The following is a 25766-nucleotide window of genomic DNA, read 5'->3' as shown; positions in this document are numbered from 1 at the left end:
TCGCCGGCGCAGCCCTGATGTTCCTCCGCAACCGCCGCACCACCAACAACTAACACCAACACCAACCAGCACCACCAACCGGTACACAACACCAACCGGTACACAACACTACGGGCGCCGCTACCCGCGGCCCCCGCAGCAACCCCAAGTGGGGAAGAACGCCAACCACGCGCTCTTCCCCACTTGCATTCCCCTTTGCAGACGTCGCAACCGACTCACCCCAGCCACAGGATTTTGATGACACAGGCACCAACCCGCACCCGTCGCCTCCGGCATCTGACCGGACCCTGGAGCCGGCAACGGCTCCTGATCGTGTTGGTGGCGGTCATCGGCGTCGGAATCCTGCTTTATCCCACGGCCGCAGCCTGGTTCTCGGATCGGGTCCATGCCACCGAGATCAGCGGCTACGTGGATTCTGTCCAGACCATGAACCCCTCCGCGAAGAAGTCCCTACTGGACCAGGCACGGGAGTTCAATGAAGAACTGCCCTCAGGCCCCCTCCGGGACCCTTACTCCTTGAACGAAGCAGGCGAACAAACAACCATCGGTGCCGGCTCCGAGGCTTACAAGAAGATGCTGGCTGTCGGGCCTGGAGGAATGATGGGCCGTATCAGCATTCCCTCCATCCATGCGGATTTGCCCATTTTCCATGGCACGGACGAGGACACCCTCTCCAAAGGCGCGGGCCACCTCTTCGGGTCGGCGCTTCCGGTGGGCGGCAAAGGCACTCACAGTGTCTTGAGTGCCCACTCAGGATTCGTCAACGCCACTCTTTTCGACGACCTGGACAAAGTCCATGAAGGCGACGTCTTCAGCATCAACGTGCTTGACGAAACTCTCTATTACAAGGTGGACCAAATCCTTACGGTCCTGCCAGACCAAACTGAGGCTTTGCGCAAAGTTGAGGGCAAGGATTACCTCACCCTCATTACCTGCACACCCAAAGGCATCAACAGCCACCGACTCCTGGTCCGCGGTGAACGGACCACTGCACCTACCAGCGCTGACGGACCCCGCACGCTGCCGTCAACTACAACAGATCCCGGATTCCCCTGGTGGATCCTGGGCATCACCGGATCGATAGTGCTGGCCGTCATTGCCACCAAGCCACGCACGCGACCCTCTGACGAAGAGCACGCGACCTCTGACGAACAGACAGGGGCGCCAGAAGCATTCAGCGCATAGTCTAGGCGCATGACGACTCGAGCCAATGAACTCACCGCCCTGGTCACCGGTGCCACGGCTGGGCTCGGTGCAGAATTCGCGCGCCAGCTCGCCGAAGCCGGGCACCACCTCGTCCTGGTAGCCCGCGATGAAGAACGCCTCAAGGAAAAGGCTGAGGAATTCGAACGCGACTTTAGTATCTCGGCGGAGGTTCTGTCCGCCGACCTGACCACCGACGTCGGGGTTTCCTTGGTTGCCAACCGCTTGCGGGACGCTGCGCGACCTGTGGACGTCCTGGTCAACAACGCCGGAATCGGACTCTTGAAGTCGTTCGAGCAGAACGATTTGGAGGAAGAAAAGCGGCATCTACGCCTACACGTTCAGACACCGATGGAGCTGTGCCACGCGGCGCTGGAAGTCATGCTGCCTCGCGGGAAAGGCCGGATCGTCAACGTTGCCAGCGTCGCAGCCTTCGCCAACAGGGGCACCTACTCGGCGGCCAAAGCCTGGCAGGTGACGTTCAGCCGTTGGGCGAATATTGCGTATGGGAAGTTGGGCGTGCAGGTCACAGCGGTGTGCCCGGGGTTCACACACACCGAATTCCACGACCGCATGGGCATGGATAAGTCCGTGGCGCCGCGATTCCTGTGGCTCACCGCCGAGCGCGTGGTGCGGGAGGGGCTGGAGGACAACGCCGAGGGCAAGTCTGTTTCCATCCCGACGCGTCGATACAAAGTGGTTGGCTTCTTTGCGCGTATCCTGCCGGCGAAGCTTACTTCCGGCCCGCCGCGCCGGCCCCTGCAGCCCTAGGAACCGCAATGACAGGTGCCCTGACCAGCACCGCTACTGCGATTCCAATCACCGCACCAACGAACGTCTCAACCGCCCGCTCCATCACCAGCACACCCGGATCCATGGGCGACGCCAGTTGGGCGATCAGCAGGACCACGGGCGTGAAGAACACCATGGCCCAGCCGTAGTGCCGCGCCATGAACAGCTCAGTAGGGAACTGGCAAAGGACCACCACAATGGCCAGGACGATTGCAGCATGGCCGGGGAAATACTGCAGCGGTGACAACGGACTTGGGAAAAGTACGACGGCGACTACCGCCAACCCCAGGAACGTCCCCACGATGCGGTGGATGCCTCGGTGGACGCGGCTCGGGAGGTCCGCGCCTGCCAACGGCACGGCGGCTGCGGCCATGGCCCAATGCGGATGGCCGCTACCACTCAGAACTCCACACACGCCGGCAGCGCCGACAGCGAGAGTGTAGCGGGCCGCATGAACGAGGGCGGATTGCCGTAAGGGTCCGCGGAGGACGGGGACATCGCGCGCAGCGCCCGGCTCCCACTTTCGGTGCCGCAGCCAGCCAGCGAATCCGACCAGAATCGAAAAGGCCGCTGAAGCAGTACCGATCAGCACCGCCGTCAGGAACGGAACGCTGGTGTGGACCGACGCACAGGCCCCCAGTGCGAGGATGCCGAAGAACGGCCCTATCGGCTTAAGACGCACCGCGTCTGCATATAAGGAACCCGCACCGGCAAAGAGAGTCGCCACCAACACCAGCCACCAGGAGTGGATGTGGTTAACGGAAAGAAACGTGCCAATGCTCAGTCCGCCAACCAGGACAAGCGCAGCTTGGGCTTGGTGTTTGAGCCGCAGTTGGTGGGTTTCGTTGCGTCCGTACATTCCAGTGAGGGCGCCGAACACCGCATACATCATCAGGTCCGGACGGCCTAGGAGAATCAGGACCAGCCCCGGAACTGCGACACTGAGGGCCACCCGAACTGCCGAGAGACGGTCGTTGTTAGCCGGCCCCAATTTGTGGAGCTTCCGGGCATGCGCCATGAAGGGGGACAGGGAAAACACCACCAATCATTCAGGCCGCGTGCGAAGGGTTCAATATCGGAAATTATCAGGAGCGCAGGGGTGGCCGCCATAAGCCGGGTCACAACCCGTAGCAAGGCCCTGGCAGTACCCCTTCCATTAGTACCTCCCACATGAGGTCGAGGAGAGCGCTGCCCGGCAGAGTCTGGGAAGATCAAGGTATGCCCGTAGCTTTTGTCTGCCGAACCCGCTCCGCCATGTCGCCACAGGAGCTGTTCGACCTTTCCCGAAACATCGATGCCCACGTGGGGTCAATGACTAAAAGCAGGGAAAAGGCCATAGACGGCGTCACCACGGGTCTGATTTCCGAAGGCGAGCAGGTCACATGGCAGGCGTGGCACCTCGGAGTCCGTTTCCGCATGACCAGCCGCATCACGCGCATGGAGGCACCGGCGTCGTTCACTGATGAGCAAGTGCGCGGCCCTTTCAAGTACCTCCGCCACACGCACGAGTTCCGGCAGGACGGCAGCGGGACGCTGATGGTGGACACCGTGGAATTCGCTGCCCCGTTCGGGCCGCTGGGCCGCCTGCTCGAGAAGCTGGTTCTGGCCAGATACCTGCAGGACTTGATCGAAACGCGCAATGGATTCCTCGTCGGACAGGCACCTCCCGCACTGGATAAACGGTGATCCGGCTAGCTCGAACAGACGATCTGCCGCGTTTGCAGGACATTGAGCGGGCAGGAGGGGAAGCTTTCCGGGATCTGGGCATGGATCAGATCGCGGACGACGAACCCTTCTCCCTGGACGAGATGAATACCTACGTGGCGGCCGGGCGTGCCTGGGTGTGGGCGGATGGACTGGACTACCCCGTGGCGTATCTATTGACAGACATTGTTGATGGCAACGCGCACGTGGAGCAAGTAACCGTGCACCCGGATCAAGCGCATCAAGGACTCGGCCGCGAACTGCTGCATGCTGCGCGGGTGTGGGCCAGGGGGCATGGCATGCAGCGCCAGACGCTGAGCACCTTCCGCGACGTGCCGTGGAACGCGCCGTACTACCGGCGGCTGGGGTTCCAAACGCTCGACGCCGGCAGCTGGGGTCCGGAGCTGGCCAGGGTCATGGAGCACGAAGCTGAGTTGGGGCTGACGCGTTGGCCTCGAGTGGTCATGTGGCGTCCGGTGGTTCCGCCGACGTAGCTACTACTCAGCCACCAGTTCAACTTCGTAACTGTCGGTGTTGATCAAATAAGCAGCGTAGTGATCCGGACCGCCCGCATGCGGGTACTTCGACTCGAACATCTCGTACCACCCGGCGTCGGCCCCGAGCGCGCGAATCCGGTCCACATTTTCCCGGGTGCCGGCATGGAAGGCGACATGATTGAGCCCGGGATCCGTGCGCCGGTGGGCCGTTCCGGTGATGGCATCGGTGCCTTCCACCACCACGTACGTGCCATTGAGCTTCCAACTGCAGCCCGTGGGCCAGTCCTGGAAGGGCTTGTAACCAAGCTCGCCAAGTAACCAGCCCCACTCCTCCCGCGCCCGTTCAAGGTGCGGCACCCAGATCTCAAGGTGATGGATCGAACCCACAGTTGCGTCAGGCATGGGCCGAGTCTACGAGATCAGGGCGGTGGCGTGGGAGAGTCAGGGATTCGACGGCGGGTTGAGCCTTACGCGGACAGCGGCCCCTGCGCAGAGGATCACGGCAAGCCCGCCAATTGCGGTGGTCCACGTCATCGACTCTCCCAACAGCAGGCTTGCCCACGCGATGGTCATGACCGGTTGGACCAGTTGGATCTGGCTGACTTGTGCCATGGGCCCGATTGCCAGGCCGTGGTACCAGGCGAAGAATCCGAGGAACATGCTCACAATGCCCAGGTAAGCGAAGGACAACCACTGAACCGGAGTAGCCGAGGGCGCTCCCGAACCCAGTGAAAGTAACGTCAAGAGCAGCATGGCCGGGGAGGCAACCACCAGCGCCCACGAGATTGTCTGCCAGGGGCCGAGTTCCCGCGCCAGCAGACCTCCTTCCGCGTAGCCTATGGCTGCCGCAATCACGGCGCCGAGAAGCAGAAGATCAGCCCAATGAAGCTGACCGAAACCGCCGGACTGAACCAACGCGAAGACCAGCGCGGCAATAACGCCTACGGCAGTCAGGACCCAGAACAGGAGCCGCGGACGCTCACGGCCCCGCATCACCGCTACCGTTGCAGTGGCCGCAGGCAGTAGCGCGATGACGATGGCTCCATGGCTTGCGGTGGTGGACGTCAGCGCGAACGTTGTCAGCAAGGGGAAGCCCGCAACGATGCCACTGGCTACCACAGTCAATCGAACCCATTGAAAGCCTTGCGGAGAGCGTTGTCGGGTCAGGCCCAAAGCCAGTGCTGCGAGAACGGCCGCAACAACGGCCCTGCCTGCGCCGATGAACAGGGGGGATAAGCCTTCAACGGCCACGCGGGTGAAGGGCACCGTGAACGAGAATGCGACAACGCCAAGAAGGCCCCACCAAACGCCTGTCGACGTCCGCTTGGATACCACTGGCCGTGAAAGTGTAGTAGCGCTACTATTGTGACTCATGAATAACGATAGCAGTTCCCGGATTGTCTCGCGACTAAAAGAGTGGATCGCAGCGGCCGCGCCGGGAGCCAAGCTGCCATCAACCCGCCAACTCGTGGCCGAATACCGGGCGAGTCCTGTCACGGTGCAGAAGGCCTTGCGAACCCTTACTGCCCAAGGCCTGATAGAAAGCCGCCCCGGCGTTGGCACCTTCGTCCGGGCCTACCGCACCGCCAGGCCCTCCGATTACGGCTGGCAGACGGCTGCACTCCGAGCGGCCCAAACGCCACGCCTGCTGAACTCTGGCGCCATGCGCAGCGCTTCGAACGACGTCATCGCATTCCACTCCGGCTATCCGGACCGGGAACTCCTGCCCGAGCGGCTCGTTCGGGCCGCGCTAACCAGGGCTGCCCGCGGAGACGCTGCGCTGTCGCGGCCACCGGCCCAAGGCCTTCCCGAGCTGCAATCATGGTTCGCGCACGAGCTCAGCACCTCGACGCCGGTTGGCGTCACGCCGCCCCAGCCGAGCGACGTCGTCGTACTTCCCGGCAGCCAGAGCGGACTTAGCTCGATTTTTAGCGGCTTGGTGGGGCATGGGCGGCCACTGCTGGTGGAGTCGCCCAGCTACTGGGGTGCGCTGCTGGCCGCTGGCCAGGCCGGCGTTCGCGTCATTCCGGTGCCGTCCGGCCCCGACGGGCCGGATCCTGACGAGTTGGCGAGGGCTTTTGAGGAATCCGGGGCCCGGATGTTCTACGCCCAGCCCAACTTTGCCAACCCCACGGGTGCCCAATGGTCACCCGAACGGGCCGAGGAGGTCCTCCGGATTGTCCGCCAGCACGGAGCGTTCCTTGTGGAGGACGACTGGGCCCATGATTTTGGTATCACCGCGCAGTCCGTCCCGCTAGCCGCGAAGGACGATTCCGGCCACGTGGTGTACATCCGCTCGTTGACCAAGAGCGTCTCGCCGTCCATCCGTGTGGCAGCGATTATCGCCCGTGGTCCTGCGCGGGAACGGATCATGGGTGCGCAGGCTGCGGAATCGATGTATGTCAGCGGACTGCTCCAGGCTGCAGCGCTCGACGTCGTCACTCAGCCTGGCTGGCAGACGCATCTTCGAGGGCTGGGCCATCAGCTGCAGTCGCGCCGTGACTTGTTGGTCACCAGCATCCGCGAGCACGTTCCAGAGGCGCACCTCAGCCACCTGCCCAAAGGCGGCTTGAACCTGTGGCTGCGGATGCCGGACGGGTTCGACGTCGATCAGCTCACCAAGGATTGCGAAGCGGCCGGGGTGCTCATTGCCGCAGGTACGGAGTGGTTCCCCGCGGAACCTGAAGGCCCGTACATAAGGCTCAACTACGCCGGGCCCAATCCCGGAGGATTTCCCGAGGGCGCGCGGATTATTGGCGAGGCGGTCAAGGGTTTGCTGGGATCCTGACCGATTCGGATTCCCGTTGCCAGGCCGCTATTAAGTTGTTGGGCAACAACGCGGGTGCGGTCTGGGAACGGGGTTAGCGGCAGCAACGCGTCTTAACAGCCGTAGCCACCAATGCCAAGGAGAGCGCCTTGGCATTGGTGGCTACAGTGGGCGGCGGGTAGCCGCGAACTATCGAAAAGCGCTGCGCAGAAGTTGCAGGCACGCGATCCCTAGGCCGGGGTCAGGTCCTTGTCACGCCGACCGAACACGTCATCGTCAATGGGCTGGCCGTCGAAAGGCATCTCGTCCAGGTTGATGAGCGGGTTGGTGTCCTGGGTGGCAACGAGTTCGCGGGCCTCGGCGGCAGTGTCCACGCTGGGCATGGAGCCGGGCAGGGGACGCTGGGCGGATTCACGCAGGAAGTAGATGGCGATCGCACCCACGATGGATGTAGCCATCAGGTAGTACGCAGGCATCATGTCATCGCCGGTGCCCTCAATGAGACCCTGCACGATGAAAGGCGTGGTTCCGCCGAAGATGGCCACCGAGAAGTTGTAGGCGATGCCCATTCCGCCGTAGCGGCTGGACGTCGGGAACAGTGCCGGGAGGGCCGAGGCCAGGTTGGCAATGTAGAACGTCACCGGGAAAGCGATCAAGGCAAGGCCGGCCAGGGTGGACCAGATATCGCCGATGCCGATCAGCATGAAGGCAGGAACGGAGAACACGATGGTGCTGCCCGCGCCGATCCACAGCACGGGGCGGCGGCCGATGCGGTCGGACAGCTTACCTGTGAGCGGAATACACACGGCCATGATCACCAGGACCGGAATGGTCAGCAGGGTGCCGTGAACGGGGTCGTAACCCTTGGAATCCGTGAGGTACGTAGGCATGTAGGAGGTCAACGCGTAGCCCACAGTGTTGGCTGCGGCGGCGAGAATCATGGCCAGCACGATCTGGCGCCAGTAGGCCTTGATAATGCCAACCGGGCCCTTGGCGACGTTGGCATCTTGTGCCGCGGCGTCCTTGGCGATGGCTTCCTGGGCGTCCAGGGTGGCCTGGAACTGCGGGGATTCCTCGATTTTGCTACGGAAGTACACGGCGATGAGGCCCAGGGGACCGGCGATCAGGAACGGAAGCCTCCAGCCCCATTCCTCCATGGCTGCCTGGCCGAGCGTGAGCTGCAGGACCGAAACCAGTGCAGCGCCGAGGGCGAAACCGATGTAGCTGCCCATGTCCAGGAAGCTGGCGAAGAAGCCGCGGCGCTTGTCCGGGGCATATTCACTCACGAAGGTCGTAGCACCGGCGTACTCACCACCGGTGGAGAAGCCTTGCACGAGCTTGAGGATCACCAGCAGGGCGGCGGCCCAGATGCCGATCTGCGCGTAACCGGGCAAAAGCCCGACGGCGAACGTGCTTGCCGCCATCAGCATCAGTGTTGCTGCGAGCACCTTCTGGCGGCCCACTTTGTCGCCGAGCCAACCGAAGACCACGCCGCCAAGCGGGCGGGCGATAAACGTTGCGGCGAAGGTGCCGAGAAGGAAGAGTGTCTGGACGGACTTGTCCGCTTCCGGGAGGAAGACGGGGCCCATGGTGGTGATGAGGTAGCCGAACACGCCGACGTCGTACCATTCCATGGTGTTGCCGACGATCGTGCCGCCGAGCGCTTTCTTCAGCATCGGCTGGTCCACAACATTGACGTCGGATTCTTTCAACCGGCGCTTGGTGCGGAGCTTCGTTTTCTTGGGGTTCTTTACAGTGTTGGCAGCGGCCGTTGTAGCGGCCGGCACCAGGTTTCCATTGGCGTTCCTTGCGCCTGGCGGAGAGACGGTGTTGCTTTGGTCTATGGGCATTTGGGCTTCTCCTAGGGAGGTCATTTGCTTGCGACTTCTGGCTGCCCCGCTCCGGGCAGGTGTTCAATTTTACGCGGTTTGCCCCTCAAACCCCAGTTGAGATCCGATTTATGGGGTGTTTGGGGGCGCAATTTGCCTAGTTGTCTTACATCTTTTTGCCCGGTCTTGCCCTGCAATGGCGCGGAATCTTGCCCCGTGGAGCGCGTTGTTACCAAATTGTTTAGCTAACGCCACTTAACGAGGCTGATTGAGGCCTAAAAGCTGATGGTTTGGGAGCTGCCGCGAAGAGCATTGACGGCGGCCACCAGCATTGCGCCGATGGCCACCGCTCCCGGTTAGGGGATGTTGTGCCAGAACAGGCGAACGACATCAACGACTAGTCGGATGATGTTGACCGCCAGATTCCAGGCGCCCCATGGTTCTTCACGTTTCCGTTTGGATTCCACGCCGGCACCTCCTCCCAGAGGAAAAGGGCACGGCCTGCACGTGTCTATGGGCACAACAACGTTGCGCCCTACGTGTATAGGGCCATACACTCAAAGTGTTCGGATTTGAGGATATGACCCTCTGACCGCACCAATGAGCCGCACCGCGCTGAACAAAGACCCGATTGCACTCGGGTCTTTTGTTCATTAACGGCACAGCAGGCTCTTACCTGATGATTCCAGCGTATCGGCCAGGAGACATCGCAACGCACACGCTGGCGTGGTTTCGGACGAGGAAATCACCAGAGCGGCTGAGGGAGGCATGGACAACGCCCCCGTCAAGCCGGGCAGCCGTTTTATTGTGCAGTCTTAGGACTCGGCTTCGAGCTAAAGCCGAGCCTCCGCAAACCGGGGTGCCATAGACTCCATCTGCTCCATCACCAGCTTGATCGCTTCCGGCTGCTTGTCCGGCGGGTATCCGAAACGAACCAGGAGCCTCTTGATCGAGGAACGGAGTTTTGCCCTGACGTCATCGCGCACCGAACAATGACTGCCGAATTTGCCGAGTTGGAGGCGGCGAAGACTGCAGGGTGGGACGTTAAGTGACGCGGCTTTGCGGGGAGCGGCTGAATGTACTGCTTCCACCACAGATCCTGGAAGCTGCCATTAGCAGCAAAAGAGTGGCCGACACTCCCTGAAATAGTGAAGCCCTGCACCCGAAAAGGTGCCGCCTTCACTGTCTCTGTGTGTCCGCGAAATCTGACCTCTACGGCCAAAAGAACCCGCGCAGATGTGTGTTTAGGGTAGGAGCATCGGACTGACGAGCGGGTGTTCAGCCCCGAAGCCGCGGTTCAGTGGCTCCTTGCGGCCCCCACCACCAAGGTGGCATCGTGATCCTCATCGGTCAGCACGCGGGCCATCAGCCCCGCCCCAGTCAGGAGCGCCGCCGTCTCCGGAGCCTGCTGCCGGGAGGTCTCGACCAAAACCCACCCACCGGGCGCCAGCCACTCACCGGCCCCAACTGCAACCCGGCGTTGGACATCCAAACCGTCAGTACCGCCGTCGAGCGCCACCATCGGTTCATGCAGGCGCGCCTCAGGCGGCATCATGCCGATGGAACCCGTAGGTACGTACGGGGCATTGGCGAGCACCACGTCCACCCGTCCACGAAGCTCAAGGGGGAGCGCGGCGTATAGATCGCCCTCGAAGACGCGCCCTCCACGGGGCTCGACGTTCTTGCGCGCGCAGCTCACCGCGACCGGATCGATGTCAGCGGCGTACAGCTCGCAGCTCCCCAGAAGATCGCTGAGTGCCGCACCGATCGCCCCCGAGCCACAGCAAAGATCGACGACGACGCCGCCCGGCCATGCGATTTTCGCTGCCTGACGCACCAGGAACTCCGTGCGACGCCGTGGAACGAATACGCCGGGTTCAACAACCATGCGGCTCCCGCAGAAATCCACCCAACCGAGGATGTGTTCCAAGGGCAGCCCGTTGACGCGCTGATCCACCATGAAGTCCAAATGGTCTGGACTCGTGGCAGCCTCGATGAGGAGTTGTGCCTCGTCCTCCGCGAAAACGCATCCGGCATCGCGGAGGGTGGTGGCGACGGACATTCTCCAGGTCACGGGTGCCATGCTAGTCGAGGGGTTCACAAAAGCGGCGATTCTTGGTTAGGGTATGACGCATGGGAACACTGATTTTTGAGTAGACCGGCCTCTGCTTTAGCGGAACAGCCGAGTTTAACCTGACAAAAATCCACGCCTGTTGAGGCCCTGCCTCCATGCCGTTCCCGTTGTCGACGCCATTTTTCTCGAACCGCAAACGCCATGGTTTTGGTGCTTCTTCAGGACTCACACCTCTGAGGAGTCCAATTTATGACTGCCAATCCTTCCGAAAACAACACCCCGGAGCCCGCTGCGTCGGGAAGTCCAAAGTCCGCCTCCGGCGGCATCAAGTCCAAACTGACTGATGCCCAGAAAGCGATGCTCGCCAGCAAGTCCGGCGGCGGCGCCCCCGCTGGCTGGCAAAGCACGGGCAAGGGCCACAAACCTACGTCCGCCAGCGGCAAGCAGGCCAAGACGGAGAAGAAGGTACGTTGGTGATTCCTGGACGCAGCTAAGTTCCTGCAGACAACCATCTTCGGCCCACCTAGTATTGAAATTCCTTCGTTCCATAGGGAAAGGAAGAACCATGACTGCAAACAATCAAGCCGAAAATATCGATCCCGAGGTGGCCAGCCACTTGGTGGAGGCCATGGACATGGCTCCCATGCCTGAACCGGCAAGCATTGACGTATCTCTGGGTTTGGACCAGGAGCAGCACTGGCCCGACGGCAGCGGTAAGCGCCGACACCCGAAGGACCGCGATCAAGCCCACGGGCGAATGGGCCAGGGCGCAGCCGTGACGGCGGTCCACCGGACAAGCCGCCCGCAGATGCCGCACTCCTCCTGAGCGCGTCACCTACCGTAGCCAGCCCAACTAGGTAGCAGCACAGCGCGTTTAGAGCTCTCAAAACGCGCTCAAGTGCGACCTAGTTGGGCTGGCTGACGTCTTCCGGGGACTTGTCAGGACGCCACCCACGCCACACCGGATGCCGTAGCCTGCCAGGGCCCGTCCATTCTCCGAAGGTCACTTCTGCTACCAGCTCCGGATCCACCCAGCGGGCACCTGCGGCGTCCTCGCGGGGGATATCGGCGAAGGGGGAGTCAGCAGTCAGGCGGGGCTCCAGTTTCTCCATGACATCCCTCAGCTGCCACTCCTTGAACCCGGTGCCCACCCGACCCACGTAGTGCAACTTCCCGCCCTCCGGAATGCCCAACAGCAACGAGCCAAAGGTCCCGTTCCGGGCACCAGCCCCCGGACGCCAGCCGCCCACAACCACTTCCTGGCTCTGCTCCAGCTTGAGTTTGATCCACGAGCGGCTACGCCGGCCGATCACGTAGCGGCTATCTGCTTTCTTCGCCATCACTCCTTCCAAGCCGAGCTCAGCCGCGCTTGTCATGAGGTCTTCGACGTCGTGGTCCAACACGGCTGAAACGTGAAGCGGGCAGCCCGCGCGAAGGCGTCCGGCAAACGCCGAAAGCCGTTCCCGACGCTCACGGAAAGGCAGCCCGCCGAGGTCCCTGCCGCCGTCGTACAGGAGGTCGAACAGCATGAGCTGCACCGGAACGGACGCACGGGCTCGTTCAATGTCTGCGGTCTTCACCAGGTTCATCCGCAGCTGCAGGCGGCCAAAATCAGGCCGTGAACCCTTGCCAAGCGCCACGATTTCACCGTCGGCCACGAAAGCGCCGTCGGGCCAGCATGATCGGTCCGTTAGTTCGGGGTAGGTGGCGGTGAGATCGTTGCCGTTGCGACTCATCAGGCGGATCCTGCCGTCGGTGCCGGTGATGATGGCCCGGATTCCGTCCCATTTCAGTTCGTACAGCCAGTCGTCGCCGCGAAGGTCGGCGACGGTGCCGGACGTGGCAAGCATCGGAGTGTAGTTCGGCATCGGCTCGGCAGCGGTTGGCTCTGATGCCGCGACAGGCGCGACCTTGTTCGAAGGGCTGGCCGTGCCCTTGCGAAGCCGTCCACCTGGCTGTTCCTTCATCAAGTGGATCAGCCAACGGTCACCGGTATTGATCAGTGCTAAACGCTTGGTCCCGTGCAGTCCACCACCTGGCTGGCCGGTTAGCGTTGCGATCACTTCCTTGCCGTCCCGCCATTTCTCGCACGTGTACTCGCCACGGTCCCAAATGGTCATGGTCCCTGCTCCGTACTCACCTTTGGGAATGACGCCAGCGAAGTCCGCGTATTCCATCGGATGGTCTTCCGTGTGAACAGCAAGGTTGTTCCGGTCCGGCGTCTCCGGGATACCACGCGGCAAAGCCCAGGACGCAAGGACGCCGTTGCGCTCCAAACGCAGGTCCAGGTGGTAGCGCCGGGCGTGATGCTCCTGGATGACGAAAATTCCCCCCGGCTGCGCGGGGTCGCCCGGCTTCGGCTGGTCTGAGGAGGAGCCCTTGGACGTCGGCGAGGCAAAAGCAGCCGACGACGCCGGGAACGGCTCCGGGGTCTTCTCCGGATCGCGCATCCCCACATATTTCGCGAGACGGTTCTCTACAGTCACCACGCGCTCGCGGGTGGCCGAACCGCTTCGGGCTCCAGCGCCGTCGTCGTCATCCGTATACTCCCCGTGCGGCGGGAGGTGCCGTGACGAGATAGGGGCGAAGTGGTCTTTGCCGGTCTTGACCCGCTTCATCACCGCTGTGTAATCAAGATGGTCCAGGGTGCTCGAGGAGAGTTCGCGCCACGTGCGGGGCGCCGCGACCGTGGGGTGGGCTTTGCCCCGGAGTGAGTAAGGGACGATGGTGGTCTTGTTGCCGCTGTTCTGGCTCCAGTCCACCAACACTTTGCCGTGGCGGAGGGACTTCTTCATGTCGCTGACTACCAGCTCGGGATGGTCGGACTCAAGTGCGCGCGCCAGCTCATGGGCGAAGCTCGATACTTGCTCGGACTTCAGCGTCCCCTCCAGTCCGGTGTAGAGGTGTATGCCCTTGCTGCCGCTGGTCACCGGGACCGGTTCCATGCCCATGTCCTGCAGGATGGAGCGGGCAAGTTTGGCCACTTCAACGCATTCAGGCAGGCCTGCACCCGGACCGGGGTCAAGATCCAGGACGAAGCGGTCCGGCCGGAGCGGATTACCCTCAGCGTCAACCTGCCATTGGGGGACGTGGATCTCCAGGGAAGCTATCTGTGCCATCCATGTGAGCGTGGCGAGGTTGTTGACCATGGGGTAGACGTTGGTGTGGTCCGAGTGCTGGATGGCTGTGCGGGGGATCCACTTGGGTGCGGAGTCTTCGAGGTTCTTCTGGAAGAACACCTGTCCCGGGTGCTCGGCAGTGCCCACTCCGTTGACCCAGCGCTTGCGTGTGACGGGCCTGTTGGCGGCGGCAGGAATGAGGAAAGGCGCTACCGCGGCGTAGTATTCCAGGACTTCGGCCTTGGTTGTCCCGGTCTCGGGGTAGATGATCTTGCCCAGGTTGGTCAGGGTCAGCTCGTGGCCTTCCACGTTCACCCGCTCCTGTTGCTTGCCTGCCACCTCTTCTCCTCTGCTGTCTTGTGCTGTTGACTGGGTGCATGAGGGCCATATGGAAGGGATCTATCGCGTTCGGTCTGGTCAACGTACCAGTGAAGCTTTACAGCGCCACGGAGGACCACGATATTGGCCTTCACCAAGTCCACAATAAGGACGGCGGACGCATCCGGTACCAGCGGAAATGTGAAATTTGCGGAGATGTTGTTGCCTACGAAGATATCGACAAGGCCTACGAAGAGGAAGGCCGCACAGTGGTCCTCACGGCGGCCGAATTGAAGTCCTTGCCGGAAGAGAACAGCCGCGAAATAGAGGTAGTGGAATTCATCCCTGCCGAGCAACTGGACCCGATCATGTACGAGCGCAGCTATTTCCTGGAGCCGGATTCCAAATCCCCCAAAGCCTATATGCTGCTGCGGCAGACACTTGAGGATACGGACAGGATTGCTATTGTCCAGTACGCGCTGCGGCAGAAGACGCGGCTCGGAGCCCTGCGCGTACGTGGGGACGTACTCCTTTTGCAGGCACTTCTCTGGGGCGATGAAGTCCGGGAGGCCAAGTTCCCCTCGCTTGAGACGGACATCAAGATCTCCGATAAGGAACTCGAAATGTCCTCCGCGCTGGTGGACTCCATGGCCCACGATTTCGACCCCGACGAATACACCGACGATTACCAGGTGCAGCTCCGCACGTTGATCGAGGCCAAGCTGGAAAAGGGGGAGGCGCTGGACACGGAAGCGACGTTCGGTGCCGTGGAAGGCGAAGGGGAAGGCGGCGACGTCATCGACCTCATGGAGGCTTTGAAGCGAAGCCTGGACAAGAAACGCGGCAAGGAAAAAGCGGCCGACGACGACGCTGCCGCCAGCAAAACTACCAGCAAGCCAAAGGCGCGGGCCAAGAAAAAGGCGTGACCCGGCGTCGGGCTCCCAACTTGGTCGCATTTGTGCGCGTTTTGGGCGCTCTAAACGCGCACAAATGCGACCCAGTTGTGTGCGTTTTCCTCAGCCTTTGACTGAACCCGCGGTGAGTCCCTGGACGATGAACTTGCTGGCGAAGGCGAAGATCACCAGTGTTGGAACCACCGTCAGAACCGCAGCAGCAGACATGGAACCCCAGTCAATGTTGAAGCTCGAGATAAAGCCGGCCAACGCCGTCGGAATGGTCTTGTTGCTGTCGCTGTTCATCAGGGTCACGGACAAGAACAGCTCGTTCCAGCAATTGACGAAGTTGAAGACGAAACTCGCTGCAATGCCGGGCAGCATCACGGGAACAATGACCTTGAAGAGTGCACTCAGCCTGGAGCAGCCGTCAATCATGGCGGCTTCCTCCAACGCGTCAGGAACATTCTCGAAAAAGCCACGGAGCATGATGGTGCAGAAGGGAATGCAGATCGCGATATAGATCAGGATCAGCCCTGTCTTGGAATCCACCAGTCCGAAGTCGGTCATCATGAGGTAGAGGGGACCCAGGGCAATAAATCCGGGAATCATCTGCGTCACAAGGAATGCCCCCAGCACGGCACCGCGTCCGGAGAAATGGAACCGCGCCAGAACGTAGGCGGAGAGCAGCGAAATCAGTGTTGCCACCGAGGCGGCCACCAGCGCCACCACCAGGCTGTTGAGCATGTACTGGCCGAAGTCGGACTTCGTGAAGAGCCCGATGTAGTTGTCCAGGGACAATTGCCGCGGCCAGTAATCCAGTGGCAGCGAATAGATCGCCCCCGGCTCCTTTAGGGACGTCACCACGATCCAGTACAACGGGAACACGGTGGCGACCAGGCACAACGCCAGGAAAATAACCTTGGAAATCCTGCCTGCGAGCGTCGGACTGTTGATCATTGGGCTCCCTTTCGAAAGCGGACAGCCATGAGATAGAAGGCAGCGAACAGCATCAGGGTGAGCACAACGATCAAGCCAAGCGCGGACGCCTTTCCGTAGTCACCCTCCTGCGTAATCTTGATCATGTACGTCGTGATTATGTGGGTTTGATCGGCCGGTCCACCGCCGGTCATGGCAAAGATGATGTCCGGAAAGTTGAAGATCCAGATCACTCGCAAAAGGATGGTAAGTGCCAAAGTAGTGGCGATGCTCGGCAGCGTGATACTGATGAACGTCCGTACCTTTCCGGCACCGTCCAAGGCAGCGGCCTCGTACATTTCGTCGGACACCGACTGCAGGGCGGCGAGGATCATGATGGCAAAGAACGTTACGCCGTACCAGATGTTGGCAATGATGATGGCCGTCATGGCGAAGCCGGGATCGGACAGCCACGGAATGGGCGAGCTGATGAGCCCCGCCTTCATCAACAGGTCATTGACCACGCCAAATTCGGCATTGAACATCCACCGGAAAAGCATGCCGATGAGGAAGCCGGATACAGCCCATGGGAAGAAGATCATGGCCTGGTAGGCTCCACGCATCCTGAACCGCCGCTTCAGGAACAGCGCCACCGCGAAACCGATCACCACTTGCGGAACCAGCGAGCCAACCACCCACACCACCGTGTTGCGGACGATTGTCCCGAACTCAGGGGCATCGAACAGGCTCTGGAAATTGGCAAAACCAATCCAGGATGTGTCCGAAAGGTCGTTCAGGTTCCAGTTCCGGAATGCCATCTGGCTGCCGGAGATCATGGGGTAGTAGGTGAATACCCCTACGAACAAGGCGGCCGGTGCCAGGAAGGCCAGCAGGGTAAAAGCTGTCCGGGCGCTGAACCGTCGTTTGGACAGGGTGCCACTGCCGGGATCCGGCTGTACGGTCTTCCGGCCCGATAGTGGGGGTGCGGCCCGCTTGACGTCGAGACTCACCGGAAGCTATCCCTTCATCTTTTCGGTCCAATACGTGTCCCAGCTTGCCAGCAGCTCGGCCGTGGACATCTGCCCCGTGAGCACCCGCTGCAGTTCGCCGTCGGACTTCTTGATCCACTCCGTCCACCAAGAGACACTGCGGGGCTGGATTGCGGAAACGTACGTATCCGGGTTCTCGGTCATCTTGACGTAGGCCGCCCAGGGACCGGTGCTGTAGAAGCTGTCCTGTGCTGCGGACTTGAGGATGGGGACCAGACTGTTGTCCTTGCTGAAGGTGGTGGCGGCGTCTCCCTGCGCCAAGTATTTGATGAGCTTGACTGCCTCCGGCTTGGATTTTGACGACTCCGCGATACCCCAGCCAGCGGAGGCTACCGGCTGCACTGCTTTGCCGCCCGGGCCCACCAGCAGGGGAGCAACGTTCCACTGGTCTTCCCTGATGGACTGCGATTCCTTGACCGTGGCGATGACCTCCGGGTCCTGCAGCAGGAAGGCCGTGGAGCCGTTGCTGAAGCCTTGGACCATCTCCGGGTAGCCCCATGCCACGGAGGACGGTGGCGATCCCTTCTTGAAGAGGTCGATGTAAAGGTCCATCGCCTCCTGAGCTTTGGGGGAGGAGAAGATAGTTTTGCCACTGGTGAGCTTGAAGGCGTTCTCACGGTCGATCTCGTCAGCTACGTAGGCCTCAATGATGGCCACGGCGTTGGAGTTTGCATTGGTTCCCCCGCGGAACGCATATCCGAACTTGTTCTCCGATGGCTTGTTCAGGGCTTCGGCCTGTTCCGCCATCTCTGACCAGCTGTTGGGCGGACCGTCGAACCCGGCGTTCTTGACGAGGTCGGAGCGGTAGAACAGGGAAAGGCCGTAGAAACCGTAAGGGATGTAGTAGGTCTTGCCGTTCTGCTTTGAGTACGTGACCGCGTTTTCCGTCAGGTTGTTCCAGCCATCCCAGCCGTCCAGATCCTTGGTCATGTCATAGAGCCAATTGTTGGCGCCGAAGGATCCCACCGTGATGTCACGCGCTTCCACGACGTCGATCCCCTTGCCGGACTGGAGCATCTGTTGGATCTTCTGATCAGCCTGATCTGTGGGAGGCGAAATGAGATCGACTTTGATGCCCGGGTTTTCGTGCTCGAAGCCCGAAATCAGCTTCTTCAGGGTTTCTGTCCTGGTTGGGTTGGTCAGGCTTTCCACCATCTTCAAGGTGACTTTGCCATCGGCAGCATTCTGGCCGCCGCCGCATCCGGCAAGTGCAAGAACAGCCGCCAGGCCTGCTGCCGCAGACGCCATTATTCTGGATTTCACGTGGGTCCTCCGTTGATTTGGTTGAGGTGGGCAATCCCTGCGTCGGTAGCGCGGCGCAGGTGGTGGTGTCTAGAGGGCTCGGGCGAGCCGCACAAGTTCAGGTACGGCTTTCGCGGCGAAAATCTCGAAGTCCGTGGGCGAGTTATAGAGGTGGGCGGAGAGTCGCAGGAAACCCTCACCGTTATGGGTGGTCACCGCTGTTTCGATGTCCAGCTCGTCCGAGATGAAAGCCCGAACGTTATGCGAATCCTCGTGCGTCGTGGCAAGGCCCTGCGGCAAGCGGACCAAGCGCAGCGGCCCCACGGGCATGCCGACGTCTACTGTGTGGTCCTGCCCTGTGAAGTCCGCAAAGGCGCTGCCAATGAGGGACTCGCCATAGTCGCAGAGTGCGTTGGCATAGCTGCGGAAAGTTCCCCAGCTGTACCGTTGCGCGATGGTGTTGAACGACGTGCCGGCGGCCATCCAGGAGGTAACGTCCTGGGTTCCGACGTGATCGAAGTTCTCCGGGAAGCTGTGGGGAAAGCCCCACGAGTCAATGAGCGGGGTTAGCTTGTTGGCGTGTGGACCCCGGGCGACGAGGGCGGCCGTACCCCTCGGAGCGCAAGCAAACTTGTGGAGATTGCCAACCCAGAACCCGTCAAAGTCGGGAACGGGCGATTCCAGGATCCCTGGCGCATGCGCTCCGTCCACGAGCACGGGAATGCCCTTGGCCGATGCTGCCTCGGCGATGGCCTCTACGGGAAAAGCCCGAGCCGTTGCCGAGGTGATTTGGTCCACCACGATGAGGGCCGTCTTGTTGCTGACTTCTGCCATGACAAGGGCGATTGCGGTCACTGCATCCGCATCCAGCGGCACTTCCGCGATTCGGACCCGACCGCCGTATCTTCCGGCCACCCGGTAAGCCCCGTGCAGTACGGCTCCGTAGGCGTGGTTCGTCATCACGATTTCCGAGCCAGGTGCAAACTCCAGTGAGTTGTACACGGCACTGACCCCGGCGCTGGCGTTTTGGACGAGTGCCACATGCACGGCGTCGACTCCGAGGAACGCGGCAACTTCCGTACGCGCTGCCGCCACCGCGTTGTACTGCCCCATGAACCACGTACAAGGGTTTGCTTCCATGCGGACCTTGAGCTCCAGTTGGAATTCCTGCGCCGCACGGGGAACGGAGCCGTATGAGCCGTGATTCAGGTGGACCTTGGTGGGAGTGAGGCTCCAGTCGGAGGAGGAAGGCTCGCCGTCCGGGGTCATCATGGGACGGGGAGCGGTGAGGTTGCTGGCTGTGTACACAGGGGCCTTCTTGCTCGGAGAGGCGGGACTGTCTGTAAGTTACCTCACACGTGGCGCCAAGACAACAGACAACTTTCCAAAGTCATAAGATGACTTTCCCAAGATTGGCGAGAATCCGAGCAAATTAGCCGCTATACCTCGCAAGAGATAAGATGTCTTGCGATACGAAGTCTGACAAGATGTCATACCACTACTCACTTGCAAAGGTGCTGTAGCGTGTACCGAGTCTGGAGGAGGCGGCTAATTGAGTGCAGTTGAAACGGCCATGCAGGGCCTGCGAAACAAGATCGCCTCCGGCGAACTGCTGCCCGGGCAGAAATGCCCTCCCGAAGCGGAGCTGTGCGCCCAGCTTGGAGTCTCAAGGAGCTCTCTGCGGGAGGCTGTCCGCGCCATGTCAGCACTTGGAATCATGGAGTCGCGGCACGGTTCGGGGACCTATATCTCCTCTTTAGAACCCACCGTCATCCTTCAGAACTTCGCGCTGCTGGTGGACTTGCTTCCCTTGGATGGCCTTTTGGAGCTCTTCGAAATCCGACGATTGATGGAGTCGCACGCCGCGTCCGCAGCTGCCGCAAATGCAACACCTGCCGCCTTGGCTACCCTGACGGCGCTGGTGGCCGGCATGGAAGGCACAGACGACCCTTCCGAATATTCTGAACTGGATTCGCAGTTCCACGAGGAAATCTGCAGGGCAAGCGGTAACGCCACTCTGGCCGGCTTGGTGCGCCTTTTCCGTTCGCGTGGTGGCCACTTCCATATTTTCGACGGCGACGAGGGCACCACTGTGCGTGAAGGGAGCACGGCCGGCCACGCTGCGATTGTGGAGGCGATTGCCCAGCGAAACCCCACTTTGGCTGCGACTGCGATGGCGGCACACATTGCGCAGACTGAAACCTGGCTCAAAAGGTTAAGGCCCGTCCCGCGGCTCACCGACTAATGCGGCTCAGCGGCTAATTAGCGAAGCGGCGTCGGCCGGTGATGATGAACGGCCGACGCGGTTTTCTTTATGAATATCAGTGGTTCCGCAACATTGAAATGATCTCGGACTTCTTCTTGCCGGAGTAGCCCTTGATTCCGAGTTCCTTGGCGCGGGACTTCAGTTTGTCCACAGTCCAGTCGTCGTAGTCTCCGGACTTGCCTCCCTTGCGGCCTACTTCCTGGCGCCCCTGCTTGGCCGCAGCATTTGAAATGCGGGCCGCTTTCTCCTTGGAGGCCCCTTCGTCGCGGAGTTCTTCATATAGCTTCGGGTCCTTCAGACTCGAATTCTTCTTTCCAGGCATGGCGCGCTTCCTTTCTCGTATTGATGTCAGTTTTGCTCACGGTGCATTTCCACTCTTGCCGTTCCCGTTTTGCAGGGCCCGCCGTTGCAGCCAGATGGGCATGCCCACAACGAGGAGCAGCAGGACCAGGATGATGAAACTACCGGCAACCACGGCTGCTGTTCGGCCGGCGGTCACATCGAAGACCAGGGTGGCCGAACCCACAATCAGGATGGCTACGCCTCCCAATGCCCATTTGGTGATGGCGTCCGCGCTGGAGACGAGCGTGGCTTTGAGCCCCCGACGGAAAAGGCGGCGATGCACGCTGACCGGAAGAAGGATCAAAGCAGTTGTCAGGGCTGCTGCCATGACATTGAAGAGGTAGAGGCCGCGCTGCCAATCGTCCAAGTGGTCAAAGCGCGCCTGGAAGGGCAGGGTCAGCAGGAAGCCGCCCAGGATCTGCACGCCGGTCTGGAGCACCCGCAGTTCCTGGATCAGCTCCATCCAGTTACGGTCCATCCGTTCTTCAACGGATTCGTTCCTGCCGGTCCTGGGAACCTGCTCCGGCTCTATCATCCGTACACCTCCAGATAGCTATTGGTGGACGCTGACACTACACCGGACTACGGTCGAACTGTCAGCATTCCTCGAACAATTTTCGGGGCCTCAAAGGATTTCCAAGGAGGAAGAAGTGAGTCAGGACGAACACCGCGTTGACCCGGAAGACGCTGCCGGCGGTTATGGCACACCAACCCCGGAGCAGGAACTGCCCGGACAGGGATCGGAGCGAGAAACACCCGAACGGCCATCGCCGGGAACGCCTCCCGGACCGGGGGAACCACCTGAGGGCAGCCCCACTCCGGAGGACCCGGATACTTCTCCCGTTCCGGAATCGCCGGACGAATTCCCTACTCCACGGGATCCTGACGCGGCACCTCCTCCCACGACGGGCGGCTAAAGCGCCTGTTTGGGTGGGGGTATCCGGTGCCGGAGGTGGCTGTCCGGGTGCCGGATGCGCCGGAGGACTGCCCCTGCCTACAGTTCCACTGCGGTGGGACAGTCCTCACGTTCCGCGGTATTCATCGGCAGGCCGACCATAGTACTTGGCCGGTGCGGGTCATTGTCGCGGTGCGTGCCCTATACCGTATGTCCCCTGCGGCCGGACATGAAGCTGAGCAACCAGCCAATAGCTGCGATAACGAGGAGGACCACGCCTACCCACAGCAGCCAGTTCAGGGCCTGCGAGAAGCCGCCCACCAACAGAAGGACAATTGCAACTACACCAGCAATGATCAGAAGCGTGTTCATGGTCAGCACATTCCTTTCTGGGGGAATCCGCAAAGAATCTTTTGGATTCCTGACTATGCATTCCTATTTACTTCTACGGGTACTTGGGAGCGTTCCACCGCCTCCGAGTACCTTTTATCGCTACCACTTCCGGTCCCCACCATGGGGTGGAGTTCGCCAGATGTGAACAGCAACACTCTTCATTGTACTACTAAGCATCCTTATGAAAGAGTTATTGAAGTCGCCACTTGATGATTGACCCACATCGAAGGAATTCGACATCAGGGTTTTTCGCTTGCACCGACCGTCCAAGGAGAGGAAAACATGAAAGCGTCACAACAGCTTGCAGACAACCTTCAAATCGTCCTGACTGACCTGATCGAGCTACAGCTCCAGGGCAAGCAGGCGCACTGGAACATCGTCGGTCCGAATTTCCGTGACCTTCACCTCCAGTTGGACGAACTCGTTGCCGCCACCCGTAAATTCGCGGACGACACCGCGGAGCGGATGAGAGCCCTTCACGCGCTCCCCGATGGCCGGAGCGGGACCATCTCGGCTGGCACGCGCCTTGAAGAATTCCCGGGCGGTCTGGTCAACACCAAGAACGCCGTCAAGCTGGTGACCGAGCGTGTGGAGAGGGCCGTCCAGACGATGCGGGATGTCCATGACGAGGTGGATGAAGAAGACCCCACAACAGCGGATCTTCTGCACGAATTCATCGCCCGCCTGGAGCAGCTCGTATGGATGATCAACGCCGAAATCATGGGCGCGGGAGCCGCGGTCACGGATCCCGACGAAGCCTAGCCCTGGACTCGATTACTGAAAATGCCAAGGCTTCGGCGAAGCGACCTTTCCAAGCCCGGCATTGAACGGCGCAGGTCAGGTAAAGGCTTCAGCTACAGGTATCCCGACGGGAGCCTGGTAGGCCAAGAGGATCGCCAGCGCATTAATGCGCTGGCGATCCCGCCTGCGTGGACCGAGGTGTGGATCAGTCCCGACAGCAATGGGCACATTCAGGCCACGGGGGTGGACGCTGCGGGTCGAAGCCAATACATGTACCACCCCCGATGGCGCGAACGTAAAGACACCGAGAAGTTCCAGCGGGCCGCGGAATTGGGCTCGGTGCTCCCTGCCGTTCGCCGGGCTGTCACGCTGCACTTGAAAGACACCTCGTCTCCCCGGCAGCAGACCCTGGCCGCAGCCGTGCGTCTCATGGATCTTGGCGCTCTCCGCGTGGGCTCTGAAAGCTATATGCGTCAGAACGGCTCCTATGGACTCACCACGCTCAGGTGCCGGCACGCGCGAATCAAGGACAACGGCGTCGGCCTGAAGTTCCCTGGCAAGAGCGGGCAGTGGTGGGACATCTCCATCCAGGATCCCGCGCTGGCAGCTTTCCTGGGGCCGCTGGCGCGCCGGCCAGGCAAGGAACGGCTGCTGGCCTACCAATCCGATGGTTCATGGGTTTCGATAGATGCTGCCATGATCAACGAGTTTCTGCGCGGAATCGCCGGAGCCGCCTACACCTCCAAGGATTTCCGTACGTGGAAGGGGACCTCGGCGGCGGCCCTGTCCTTGTTGAAGTCCGAAGGCTCCATGACGCGGCCCCAGGCTTTGGTGAAGGCCATGAAGGACGCCGCCCAACTGCTGGGCAACACCCCCACCGTGGCGCGTACCTCCTATGTGGACCCCAGGATCGTGGAGGCCTACCTGTCCGGGGAATTGCAGGCCGTAAGTCCCACCGAGGCCTCGATTGCAGCCTTCCTCATTGGGAAGCAGAGCTAGATCTTCACCAGGCTCATGAAGATGGCTGCCGGGCGGGCGCGGAGCCGACGCGGCCTGCGATGGTGGTGGTACGTTCAGAGCCTACCTGGGAGAACTGGAAGCCGGGGTCGGCCACTGAAGGCGGCCCGCCTTGAGTGGTTTTTGCCTCCCTGGCGCGTGTTGATCAACGTCTGCTGAGTCGGTTTGCCGGCGGCACTTGAAGGTTTGCGGACAGGATACGCAGTGCGTCTTGCGCCAGGGTTTGGACTGGGGGCTCCAGCAATTGCCAGGACCGGTGGCCCGGGTCTTCCAGGACTTTATGCAGCGCCAGAACCCGGGACTTGTCGCTGCCCTTCATTTCCTTGGCGGTGGCCAACGGGTTGTTGATGCTGGCGCACAGGACGACGGCGTCATCCAAATGCCGGTCCTTGTCGCGGGAGTCCTCCCGGTAAGCCGCGCCTTTCATGACCAGGGCGCCCAGCACGTTGGGGATGCTGATGAGAACGGGATCGTCGTCGTCGACGGTCAGCCGACAGTTGACCGTGCGCTGCAGCGCCTGCGTGCCGCCGGATACCTGGAACGGTTTGCGGCCGCCGATCGTCGGCACTCTTTCTGTAGGCATTTGGTCGGCAATCATGACGTCGATCTGCTCCTTGTCGCGGACAAAGCGGTGGGCCGGGGCGTCATGGTCGATGGATTTCTGTAGCGTATAGCCGAGTGTCGACAGGACGGCGATTACCGACGCCGTCGTTGCCGCCCCGGTTTCAACGTGCAGCACAATGTCAACGTCCGCGGTGGGTCGGGAGGCGGCCAGCCCAGCTGCGGCGGAGTGAAGCTGGACCATGAGACCACCTACGAGCGTCCATTGAGTGGAGGGTAGTGCCCTGGCCAGTTCAACACACTGCGGGCACGGCGTGCCCCAGCCACCCGGTGGAACGGGGATGTCCCAGACTGGCCGGCCAGAGGCCATGACCACTTCCGTCAGGTCAGGTTCAGCCATGGAGCAGCTTGTCGATGACGCGCTGGCCAGCGGTGCGTTCCCGGGTGGCCAGGGAGCCCATGAGGTCCACAGCGATGGCGGCCACGGGTACGCGTCCTTCAGTGAACGGTTCCTCCAACCCGACTTCGTGGATTATGGCGTTGCCGTCTGCGTCTTCAACCAGTCCGAAGGCATTGGCGAGGGACCGGGCATCCCCACTCATGACATAGCCTTCCGCGATCCCGCTACCTCCTGACAGGCCGAAGGTTTCCGCGGTGGATCTGTCCCGCATGGCAGAGGCGCCGCTGGCAATAAGGTGATCGTTCAGCCGGTCAACGGCCTCCCGCGTGGCGCGGTACCGGATGGTGTGGTCTTTGTGCCGCGCGAGGGAACAGACGGCGTTTGCGTCCAGTGTACGGAGACGGCTCTTGAGGCGGGACTTCTCGGACGTGGATACCCAGTTGGGGTCTTGGCCGGAGAGCAGTGCTAACGCCGCCCATGCTGTTTTCGCTGTCCAGGGCCTACCCCTGCGGGTACCCGTGATAGCCAGACGTTCGACCGATGAGGGCTCGATCAGGATGGTCTTGCCTGCCGTTCCCGCAGGCATCAGCTGGCCCGAATCAATCAGTCGGTGGATGGACATCTTGCTTCGACCCAGGCGTTCGGCAGCCTCAGCAACCGTCAGCTCACGCCTCTTCCTCATGGACTAACCGTTACATGTGTAACTAATAGTGTCAATACGCTAATAGTTACACATGTAACGGTAT

At 61.3% G+C, this 25766-nt stretch carries 27 protein-coding genes and 1 pseudogene; 12 read left to right on the top strand and 16 right to left on the bottom strand.

Going from position 1 to position 25766, the window contains the following annotated elements:
• Positions 1-237: 237 nt before the first annotated feature.
• The gene (locus ACFX4T_RS21955) at positions 238-1185 is read left to right on the top strand and encodes a class C sortase (protein WP_223947587.1); all 948 of its coding nucleotides are present in this window, start codon (positions 238-240) and stop codon (positions 1183-1185) included.
• 9 nt (positions 1186-1194) lie between these two features.
• The gene (locus ACFX4T_RS21950; RefSeq protein ID WP_377654110.1) at positions 1195-1974 is read left to right on the top strand and encodes an SDR family NAD(P)-dependent oxidoreductase; all 780 of its coding nucleotides are present in this window, start codon (positions 1195-1197) and stop codon (positions 1972-1974) included.
• Here ACFX4T_RS21950 and ACFX4T_RS21945 read toward each other — a convergent pair.
• Positions 1937-3013, bottom strand: a complete 1077-nt coding sequence (locus ACFX4T_RS21945) for an FUSC family protein (RefSeq protein ID WP_377654117.1) — start codon at positions 3011-3013, stop codon at positions 1937-1939. The two genes, ACFX4T_RS21950 and ACFX4T_RS21945, sit on opposite strands and share 38 nt — an antisense overlap.
• 200 nt (positions 3014-3213) lie before the next feature.
• On the opposite strand from ACFX4T_RS21945, the gene ACFX4T_RS21940 reads away from it, so the two are divergent.
• Both ACFX4T_RS21940 and ACFX4T_RS21935 read left to right on the top strand, forming a co-directional pair.
• The gene (locus tag ACFX4T_RS21940; RefSeq protein ID WP_216922564.1) at positions 3214-3681 is read left to right on the top strand and encodes an SRPBCC family protein; all 468 of its coding nucleotides are present in this window, start codon (positions 3214-3216) and stop codon (positions 3679-3681) included.
• 80 nt (positions 3682-3761) lie between these two features.
• Positions 3762-4193, top strand: a complete 432-nt coding sequence (locus tag ACFX4T_RS21935) for a GNAT family N-acetyltransferase (RefSeq protein WP_377654108.1) — start codon at positions 3762-3764, stop codon at positions 4191-4193.
• 3 nt (positions 4194-4196) lie between these two features.
• On the opposite strand, the gene ACFX4T_RS21930 is transcribed toward ACFX4T_RS21935, so the two are convergent.
• Entirely contained in the window at positions 4197-4598 is a 402-nt protein-coding gene (locus ACFX4T_RS21930; RefSeq protein ID WP_216922561.1) for a VOC family protein, read from the bottom strand.
• A 39-nt stretch (positions 4599-4637) separates the two neighbouring features.
• On the bottom strand, positions 4638-5570 hold the full coding sequence (locus tag ACFX4T_RS21925; protein WP_377654106.1) for a DMT family transporter: 933 nt from the start codon (positions 5568-5570) through the stop codon (positions 4638-4640).
• On the opposite strand from ACFX4T_RS21925, the gene ACFX4T_RS21920 reads away from it, so the two are divergent.
• Positions 5569-6984 (top strand): PLP-dependent aminotransferase family protein, encoded by a 1416-nt coding sequence (locus tag ACFX4T_RS21920; RefSeq protein WP_377654104.1) that lies wholly within the window; start codon positions 5569-5571, stop codon positions 6982-6984. The genes ACFX4T_RS21925 and ACFX4T_RS21920 overlap by 2 nt on opposite strands.
• A 209-nt stretch (positions 6985-7193) precedes the next feature.
• Here the strand turns inward: ACFX4T_RS21920 and ACFX4T_RS21915 are convergent, their stop codons facing one another.
• The 3 genes and pseudogenes from ACFX4T_RS21915 to ACFX4T_RS21905 form a co-directional block, all read right to left on the bottom strand.
• On the bottom strand, positions 7194-8813 hold the full coding sequence (locus ACFX4T_RS21915; protein ID WP_377654102.1) for an MFS transporter: 1620 nt from the start codon (positions 8811-8813) through the stop codon (positions 7194-7196).
• An 812-nt stretch (positions 8814-9625) separates the two neighbouring features.
• Positions 9626-9781: pseudogene (locus ACFX4T_RS21910) on the bottom strand (type I restriction enzyme endonuclease domain-containing protein); the annotation flags it as partial.
• A 308-nt stretch (positions 9782-10089) separates the two neighbouring features.
• Positions 10090-10875 (bottom strand): putative protein N(5)-glutamine methyltransferase, encoded by a 786-nt coding sequence (locus tag ACFX4T_RS21905; RefSeq protein WP_377654115.1) that lies wholly within the window; start codon positions 10873-10875, stop codon positions 10090-10092.
• A gap of 240 nt (positions 10876-11115) precedes the next feature.
• On the opposite strand from ACFX4T_RS21905, the gene ACFX4T_RS21900 reads away from it, so the two are divergent.
• Together ACFX4T_RS21900 and ACFX4T_RS21895 are read left to right on the top strand one after the other, a co-directional pair.
• Positions 11116-11343: a hypothetical protein gene (locus ACFX4T_RS21900; RefSeq protein ID WP_223947595.1), complete on the top strand. Its 228-nt coding sequence runs from the start codon at positions 11116-11118 to the stop codon at positions 11341-11343.
• A gap of 88 nt (positions 11344-11431) precedes the next feature.
• Positions 11432-11692: a hypothetical protein gene (locus ACFX4T_RS21895; RefSeq protein WP_223947596.1), complete on the top strand. Its 261-nt coding sequence runs from the start codon at positions 11432-11434 to the stop codon at positions 11690-11692.
• Between the two features lie 79 nt (positions 11693-11771).
• On the opposite strand, the gene ACFX4T_RS21890 is transcribed toward ACFX4T_RS21895, so the two are convergent.
• Positions 11772-14324 carry an ATP-dependent DNA ligase gene (locus ACFX4T_RS21890; RefSeq protein WP_377654100.1) on the bottom strand — a complete coding sequence of 851 codons (2553 nt, stop codon included), beginning with the start codon at positions 14322-14324 and terminating at the stop codon, positions 11772-11774.
• A 38-nt stretch (positions 14325-14362) separates the two neighbouring features.
• Here ACFX4T_RS21890 and ACFX4T_RS21885 point away from each other — a divergent pair, with 38 nt between their 5' ends.
• The gene (locus tag ACFX4T_RS21885; protein WP_223947598.1) at positions 14363-15229 is read left to right on the top strand and encodes a Ku protein; all 867 of its coding nucleotides are present in this window, start codon (positions 14363-14365) and stop codon (positions 15227-15229) included.
• Positions 15230-15319: 90 nt separating this feature from the next.
• On the opposite strand, the gene ACFX4T_RS21880 is transcribed toward ACFX4T_RS21885, so the two are convergent.
• The 4 genes from ACFX4T_RS21880 to ACFX4T_RS21865 all read right to left on the bottom strand — a co-directional run bounded on the left by ACFX4T_RS21880 (position 15320) and on the right by ACFX4T_RS21865 (position 19713).
• Positions 15320-16156 carry a carbohydrate ABC transporter permease gene (locus ACFX4T_RS21880; protein WP_223947599.1) on the bottom strand — a complete coding sequence of 279 codons (837 nt, stop codon included), beginning with the start codon at positions 16154-16156 and terminating at the stop codon, positions 15320-15322.
• Complete coding sequence (locus ACFX4T_RS21875; RefSeq protein WP_377654097.1) at positions 16153-17124, bottom strand: carbohydrate ABC transporter permease; 972 nt, start codon at positions 17122-17124, stop codon at positions 16153-16155. The genes ACFX4T_RS21880 and ACFX4T_RS21875 overlap by 4 nt, the downstream gene beginning before the upstream one ends.
• A gap of 6 nt (positions 17125-17130) precedes the next feature.
• A complete protein-coding gene (locus ACFX4T_RS21870) occupies positions 17131-18426 on the bottom strand; it encodes an ABC transporter substrate-binding protein (RefSeq protein ID WP_377654095.1) in 1296 nt (431 codons plus the stop codon).
• A gap of 69 nt (positions 18427-18495) precedes the next feature.
• Positions 18496-19713, bottom strand: a complete 1218-nt coding sequence (locus ACFX4T_RS21865) for an aminotransferase class V-fold PLP-dependent enzyme (RefSeq protein WP_377654093.1) — start codon at positions 19711-19713, stop codon at positions 18496-18498.
• Positions 19714-19957: 244 nt separating this feature from the next.
• Here ACFX4T_RS21865 and ACFX4T_RS21860 point away from each other — a divergent pair, with 244 nt between their 5' ends.
• On the top strand, positions 19958-20650 hold the full coding sequence (locus ACFX4T_RS21860) for a FadR/GntR family transcriptional regulator (RefSeq protein ID WP_223947603.1): 693 nt from the start codon (positions 19958-19960) through the stop codon (positions 20648-20650).
• Between the two features lie 76 nt (positions 20651-20726).
• On the opposite strand, the gene ACFX4T_RS21855 is transcribed toward ACFX4T_RS21860, so the two are convergent.
• Positions 20727-20993, bottom strand: a complete 267-nt coding sequence (locus ACFX4T_RS21855) for a Rho termination factor N-terminal domain-containing protein (RefSeq protein ID WP_223947604.1) — start codon at positions 20991-20993, stop codon at positions 20727-20729.
• Positions 20994-21029: 36 nt separating this feature from the next.
• The gene (locus ACFX4T_RS21850; protein ID WP_223947605.1) at positions 21030-21548 is read right to left on the bottom strand and encodes a DUF6328 family protein; all 519 of its coding nucleotides are present in this window, start codon (positions 21546-21548) and stop codon (positions 21030-21032) included.
• 115 nt (positions 21549-21663) lie between these two features.
• On the opposite strand from ACFX4T_RS21850, the gene ACFX4T_RS21845 reads away from it, so the two are divergent.
• Positions 21664-21930 carry a hypothetical protein gene (locus tag ACFX4T_RS21845; protein WP_377654090.1) on the top strand — a complete coding sequence of 89 codons (267 nt, stop codon included), beginning with the start codon at positions 21664-21666 and terminating at the stop codon, positions 21928-21930.
• Between the two features lie 179 nt (positions 21931-22109).
• On the opposite strand, the gene ACFX4T_RS21840 is transcribed toward ACFX4T_RS21845, so the two are convergent.
• A complete protein-coding gene (locus ACFX4T_RS21840) occupies positions 22110-22280 on the bottom strand; it encodes a hypothetical protein (protein ID WP_018778938.1) in 171 nt (56 codons plus the stop codon).
• A gap of 303 nt (positions 22281-22583) precedes the next feature.
• Here ACFX4T_RS21840 and ACFX4T_RS21835 point away from each other — a divergent pair, with 303 nt between their 5' ends.
• Positions 22584-23063 carry a Dps family protein gene (locus ACFX4T_RS21835; RefSeq protein ID WP_216922520.1) on the top strand — a complete coding sequence of 160 codons (480 nt, stop codon included), beginning with the start codon at positions 22584-22586 and terminating at the stop codon, positions 23061-23063.
• Between the two features lie 21 nt (positions 23064-23084).
• A complete protein-coding gene (locus tag ACFX4T_RS21830; protein WP_223947607.1) occupies positions 23085-24041 on the top strand; it encodes a DNA topoisomerase IB in 957 nt (318 codons plus the stop codon).
• A 163-nt stretch (positions 24042-24204) separates the two neighbouring features.
• Here ACFX4T_RS21830 and ACFX4T_RS21825 read toward each other — a convergent pair whose 3' ends face one another.
• Both ACFX4T_RS21825 and ACFX4T_RS21820 read right to left on the bottom strand, forming a co-directional pair.
• Positions 24205-25020, bottom strand: coding sequence for a hypothetical protein (locus ACFX4T_RS21825; protein ID WP_377654087.1), 816 nt, complete (start codon positions 25018-25020; stop codon positions 24205-24207).
• Entirely contained in the window at positions 25013-25702 is a 690-nt protein-coding gene (locus tag ACFX4T_RS21820; protein ID WP_377654085.1) for a helix-turn-helix domain-containing protein, read from the bottom strand. The genes ACFX4T_RS21825 and ACFX4T_RS21820 overlap by 8 nt, the downstream gene beginning before the upstream one ends.
• Between the last annotated feature and the right edge of the window lie 64 nt (positions 25703-25766).

This window comes from Paenarthrobacter sp. YIM B13468 (assembly GCF_042788025.1).
GTDB classification, from domain to species: Bacteria; Actinomycetota; Actinomycetes; order Actinomycetales; family Micrococcaceae; genus Arthrobacter; species Arthrobacter aromaticivorans.
The sequence above is the reverse complement of the archived record's forward strand: the minus strand, read 5'-3'. Positions and strand labels throughout refer to the sequence as shown.

What these genes read in the sequence shown, in the direction of transcription:
- ACFX4T_RS21935 (WP_377654108.1), top strand. Translation starts at nt 3,762, where the DNA reads ATGGATCAGATCGCGGACGACGAACCCTTCTCCCTGGACGAGATGAAT.
- ACFX4T_RS21950 (WP_377654110.1), top strand. Translation starts at nt 1,195, where the DNA reads ATGACGACTCGAGCCAATGAACTCACCGCCCTGGTCACCGGTGCCACG.
- ACFX4T_RS21835 (WP_216922520.1), top strand. Translation starts at nt 22,584, where the DNA reads ATGAAAGCGTCACAACAGCTTGCAGACAACCTTCAAATCGTCCTGACT.
- ACFX4T_RS21920 (WP_377654104.1), top strand. Translation starts at nt 5,569, where the DNA reads ATGAATAACGATAGCAGTTCCCGGATTGTCTCGCGACTAAAAGAGTGG.
- ACFX4T_RS21825 (WP_377654087.1), bottom strand. Translation starts at nt 25,020, where the DNA reads ATGGCTGAACCTGACCTGACGGAAGTGGTCATGGCCTCTGGCCGGCCA.
- ACFX4T_RS21940 (WP_216922564.1), top strand. Translation starts at nt 3,214, where the DNA reads ATGCCCGTAGCTTTTGTCTGCCGAACCCGCTCCGCCATGTCGCCACAG.
- ACFX4T_RS21840 (WP_018778938.1), bottom strand. Translation starts at nt 22,280, where the DNA reads ATGAACACGCTTCTGATCATTGCTGGTGTAGTTGCAATTGTCCTTCTG.
- ACFX4T_RS21945 (WP_377654117.1), bottom strand. Translation starts at nt 3,013, where the DNA reads ATGGCGCATGCCCGGAAGCTCCACAAATTGGGGCCGGCTAACAACGAC.
- ACFX4T_RS21915 (WP_377654102.1), bottom strand. Translation starts at nt 8,813, where the DNA reads ATGCCCATAGACCAAAGCAACACCGTCTCTCCGCCAGGCGCAAGGAAC.
- ACFX4T_RS21830 (WP_223947607.1), top strand. Translation starts at nt 23,085, where the DNA reads ATGCCAAGGCTTCGGCGAAGCGACCTTTCCAAGCCCGGCATTGAACGG.
- ACFX4T_RS21900 (WP_223947595.1), top strand. Translation starts at nt 11,116, where the DNA reads ATGACTGCCAATCCTTCCGAAAACAACACCCCGGAGCCCGCTGCGTCG.
- ACFX4T_RS21820 (WP_377654085.1), bottom strand. Translation starts at nt 25,702, where the DNA reads ATGAGGAAGAGGCGTGAGCTGACGGTTGCTGAGGCTGCCGAACGCCTG.
- ACFX4T_RS21880 (WP_223947599.1), bottom strand. Translation starts at nt 16,156, where the DNA reads ATGATCAACAGTCCGACGCTCGCAGGCAGGATTTCCAAGGTTATTTTC.
- ACFX4T_RS21850 (WP_223947605.1), bottom strand. Translation starts at nt 21,548, where the DNA reads ATGATAGAGCCGGAGCAGGTTCCCAGGACCGGCAGGAACGAATCCGTT.
- ACFX4T_RS21955 (WP_223947587.1), top strand. Translation starts at nt 238, where the DNA reads ATGACACAGGCACCAACCCGCACCCGTCGCCTCCGGCATCTGACCGGA.
- ACFX4T_RS21855 (WP_223947604.1), bottom strand. Translation starts at nt 20,993, where the DNA reads ATGCCTGGAAAGAAGAATTCGAGTCTGAAGGACCCGAAGCTATATGAA.
- ACFX4T_RS21885 (WP_223947598.1), top strand. Translation starts at nt 14,363, where the DNA reads ATGAGGGCCATATGGAAGGGATCTATCGCGTTCGGTCTGGTCAACGTA.
- ACFX4T_RS21930 (WP_216922561.1), bottom strand. Translation starts at nt 4,598, where the DNA reads ATGCCTGACGCAACTGTGGGTTCGATCCATCACCTTGAGATCTGGGTG.
- ACFX4T_RS21895 (WP_223947596.1), top strand. Translation starts at nt 11,432, where the DNA reads ATGACTGCAAACAATCAAGCCGAAAATATCGATCCCGAGGTGGCCAGC.
- ACFX4T_RS21925 (WP_377654106.1), bottom strand. Translation starts at nt 5,570, where the DNA reads ATGAGTCACAATAGTAGCGCTACTACACTTTCACGGCCAGTGGTATCC.
- ACFX4T_RS21905 (WP_377654115.1), bottom strand. Translation starts at nt 10,875, where the DNA reads ATGGCACCCGTGACCTGGAGAATGTCCGTCGCCACCACCCTCCGCGAT.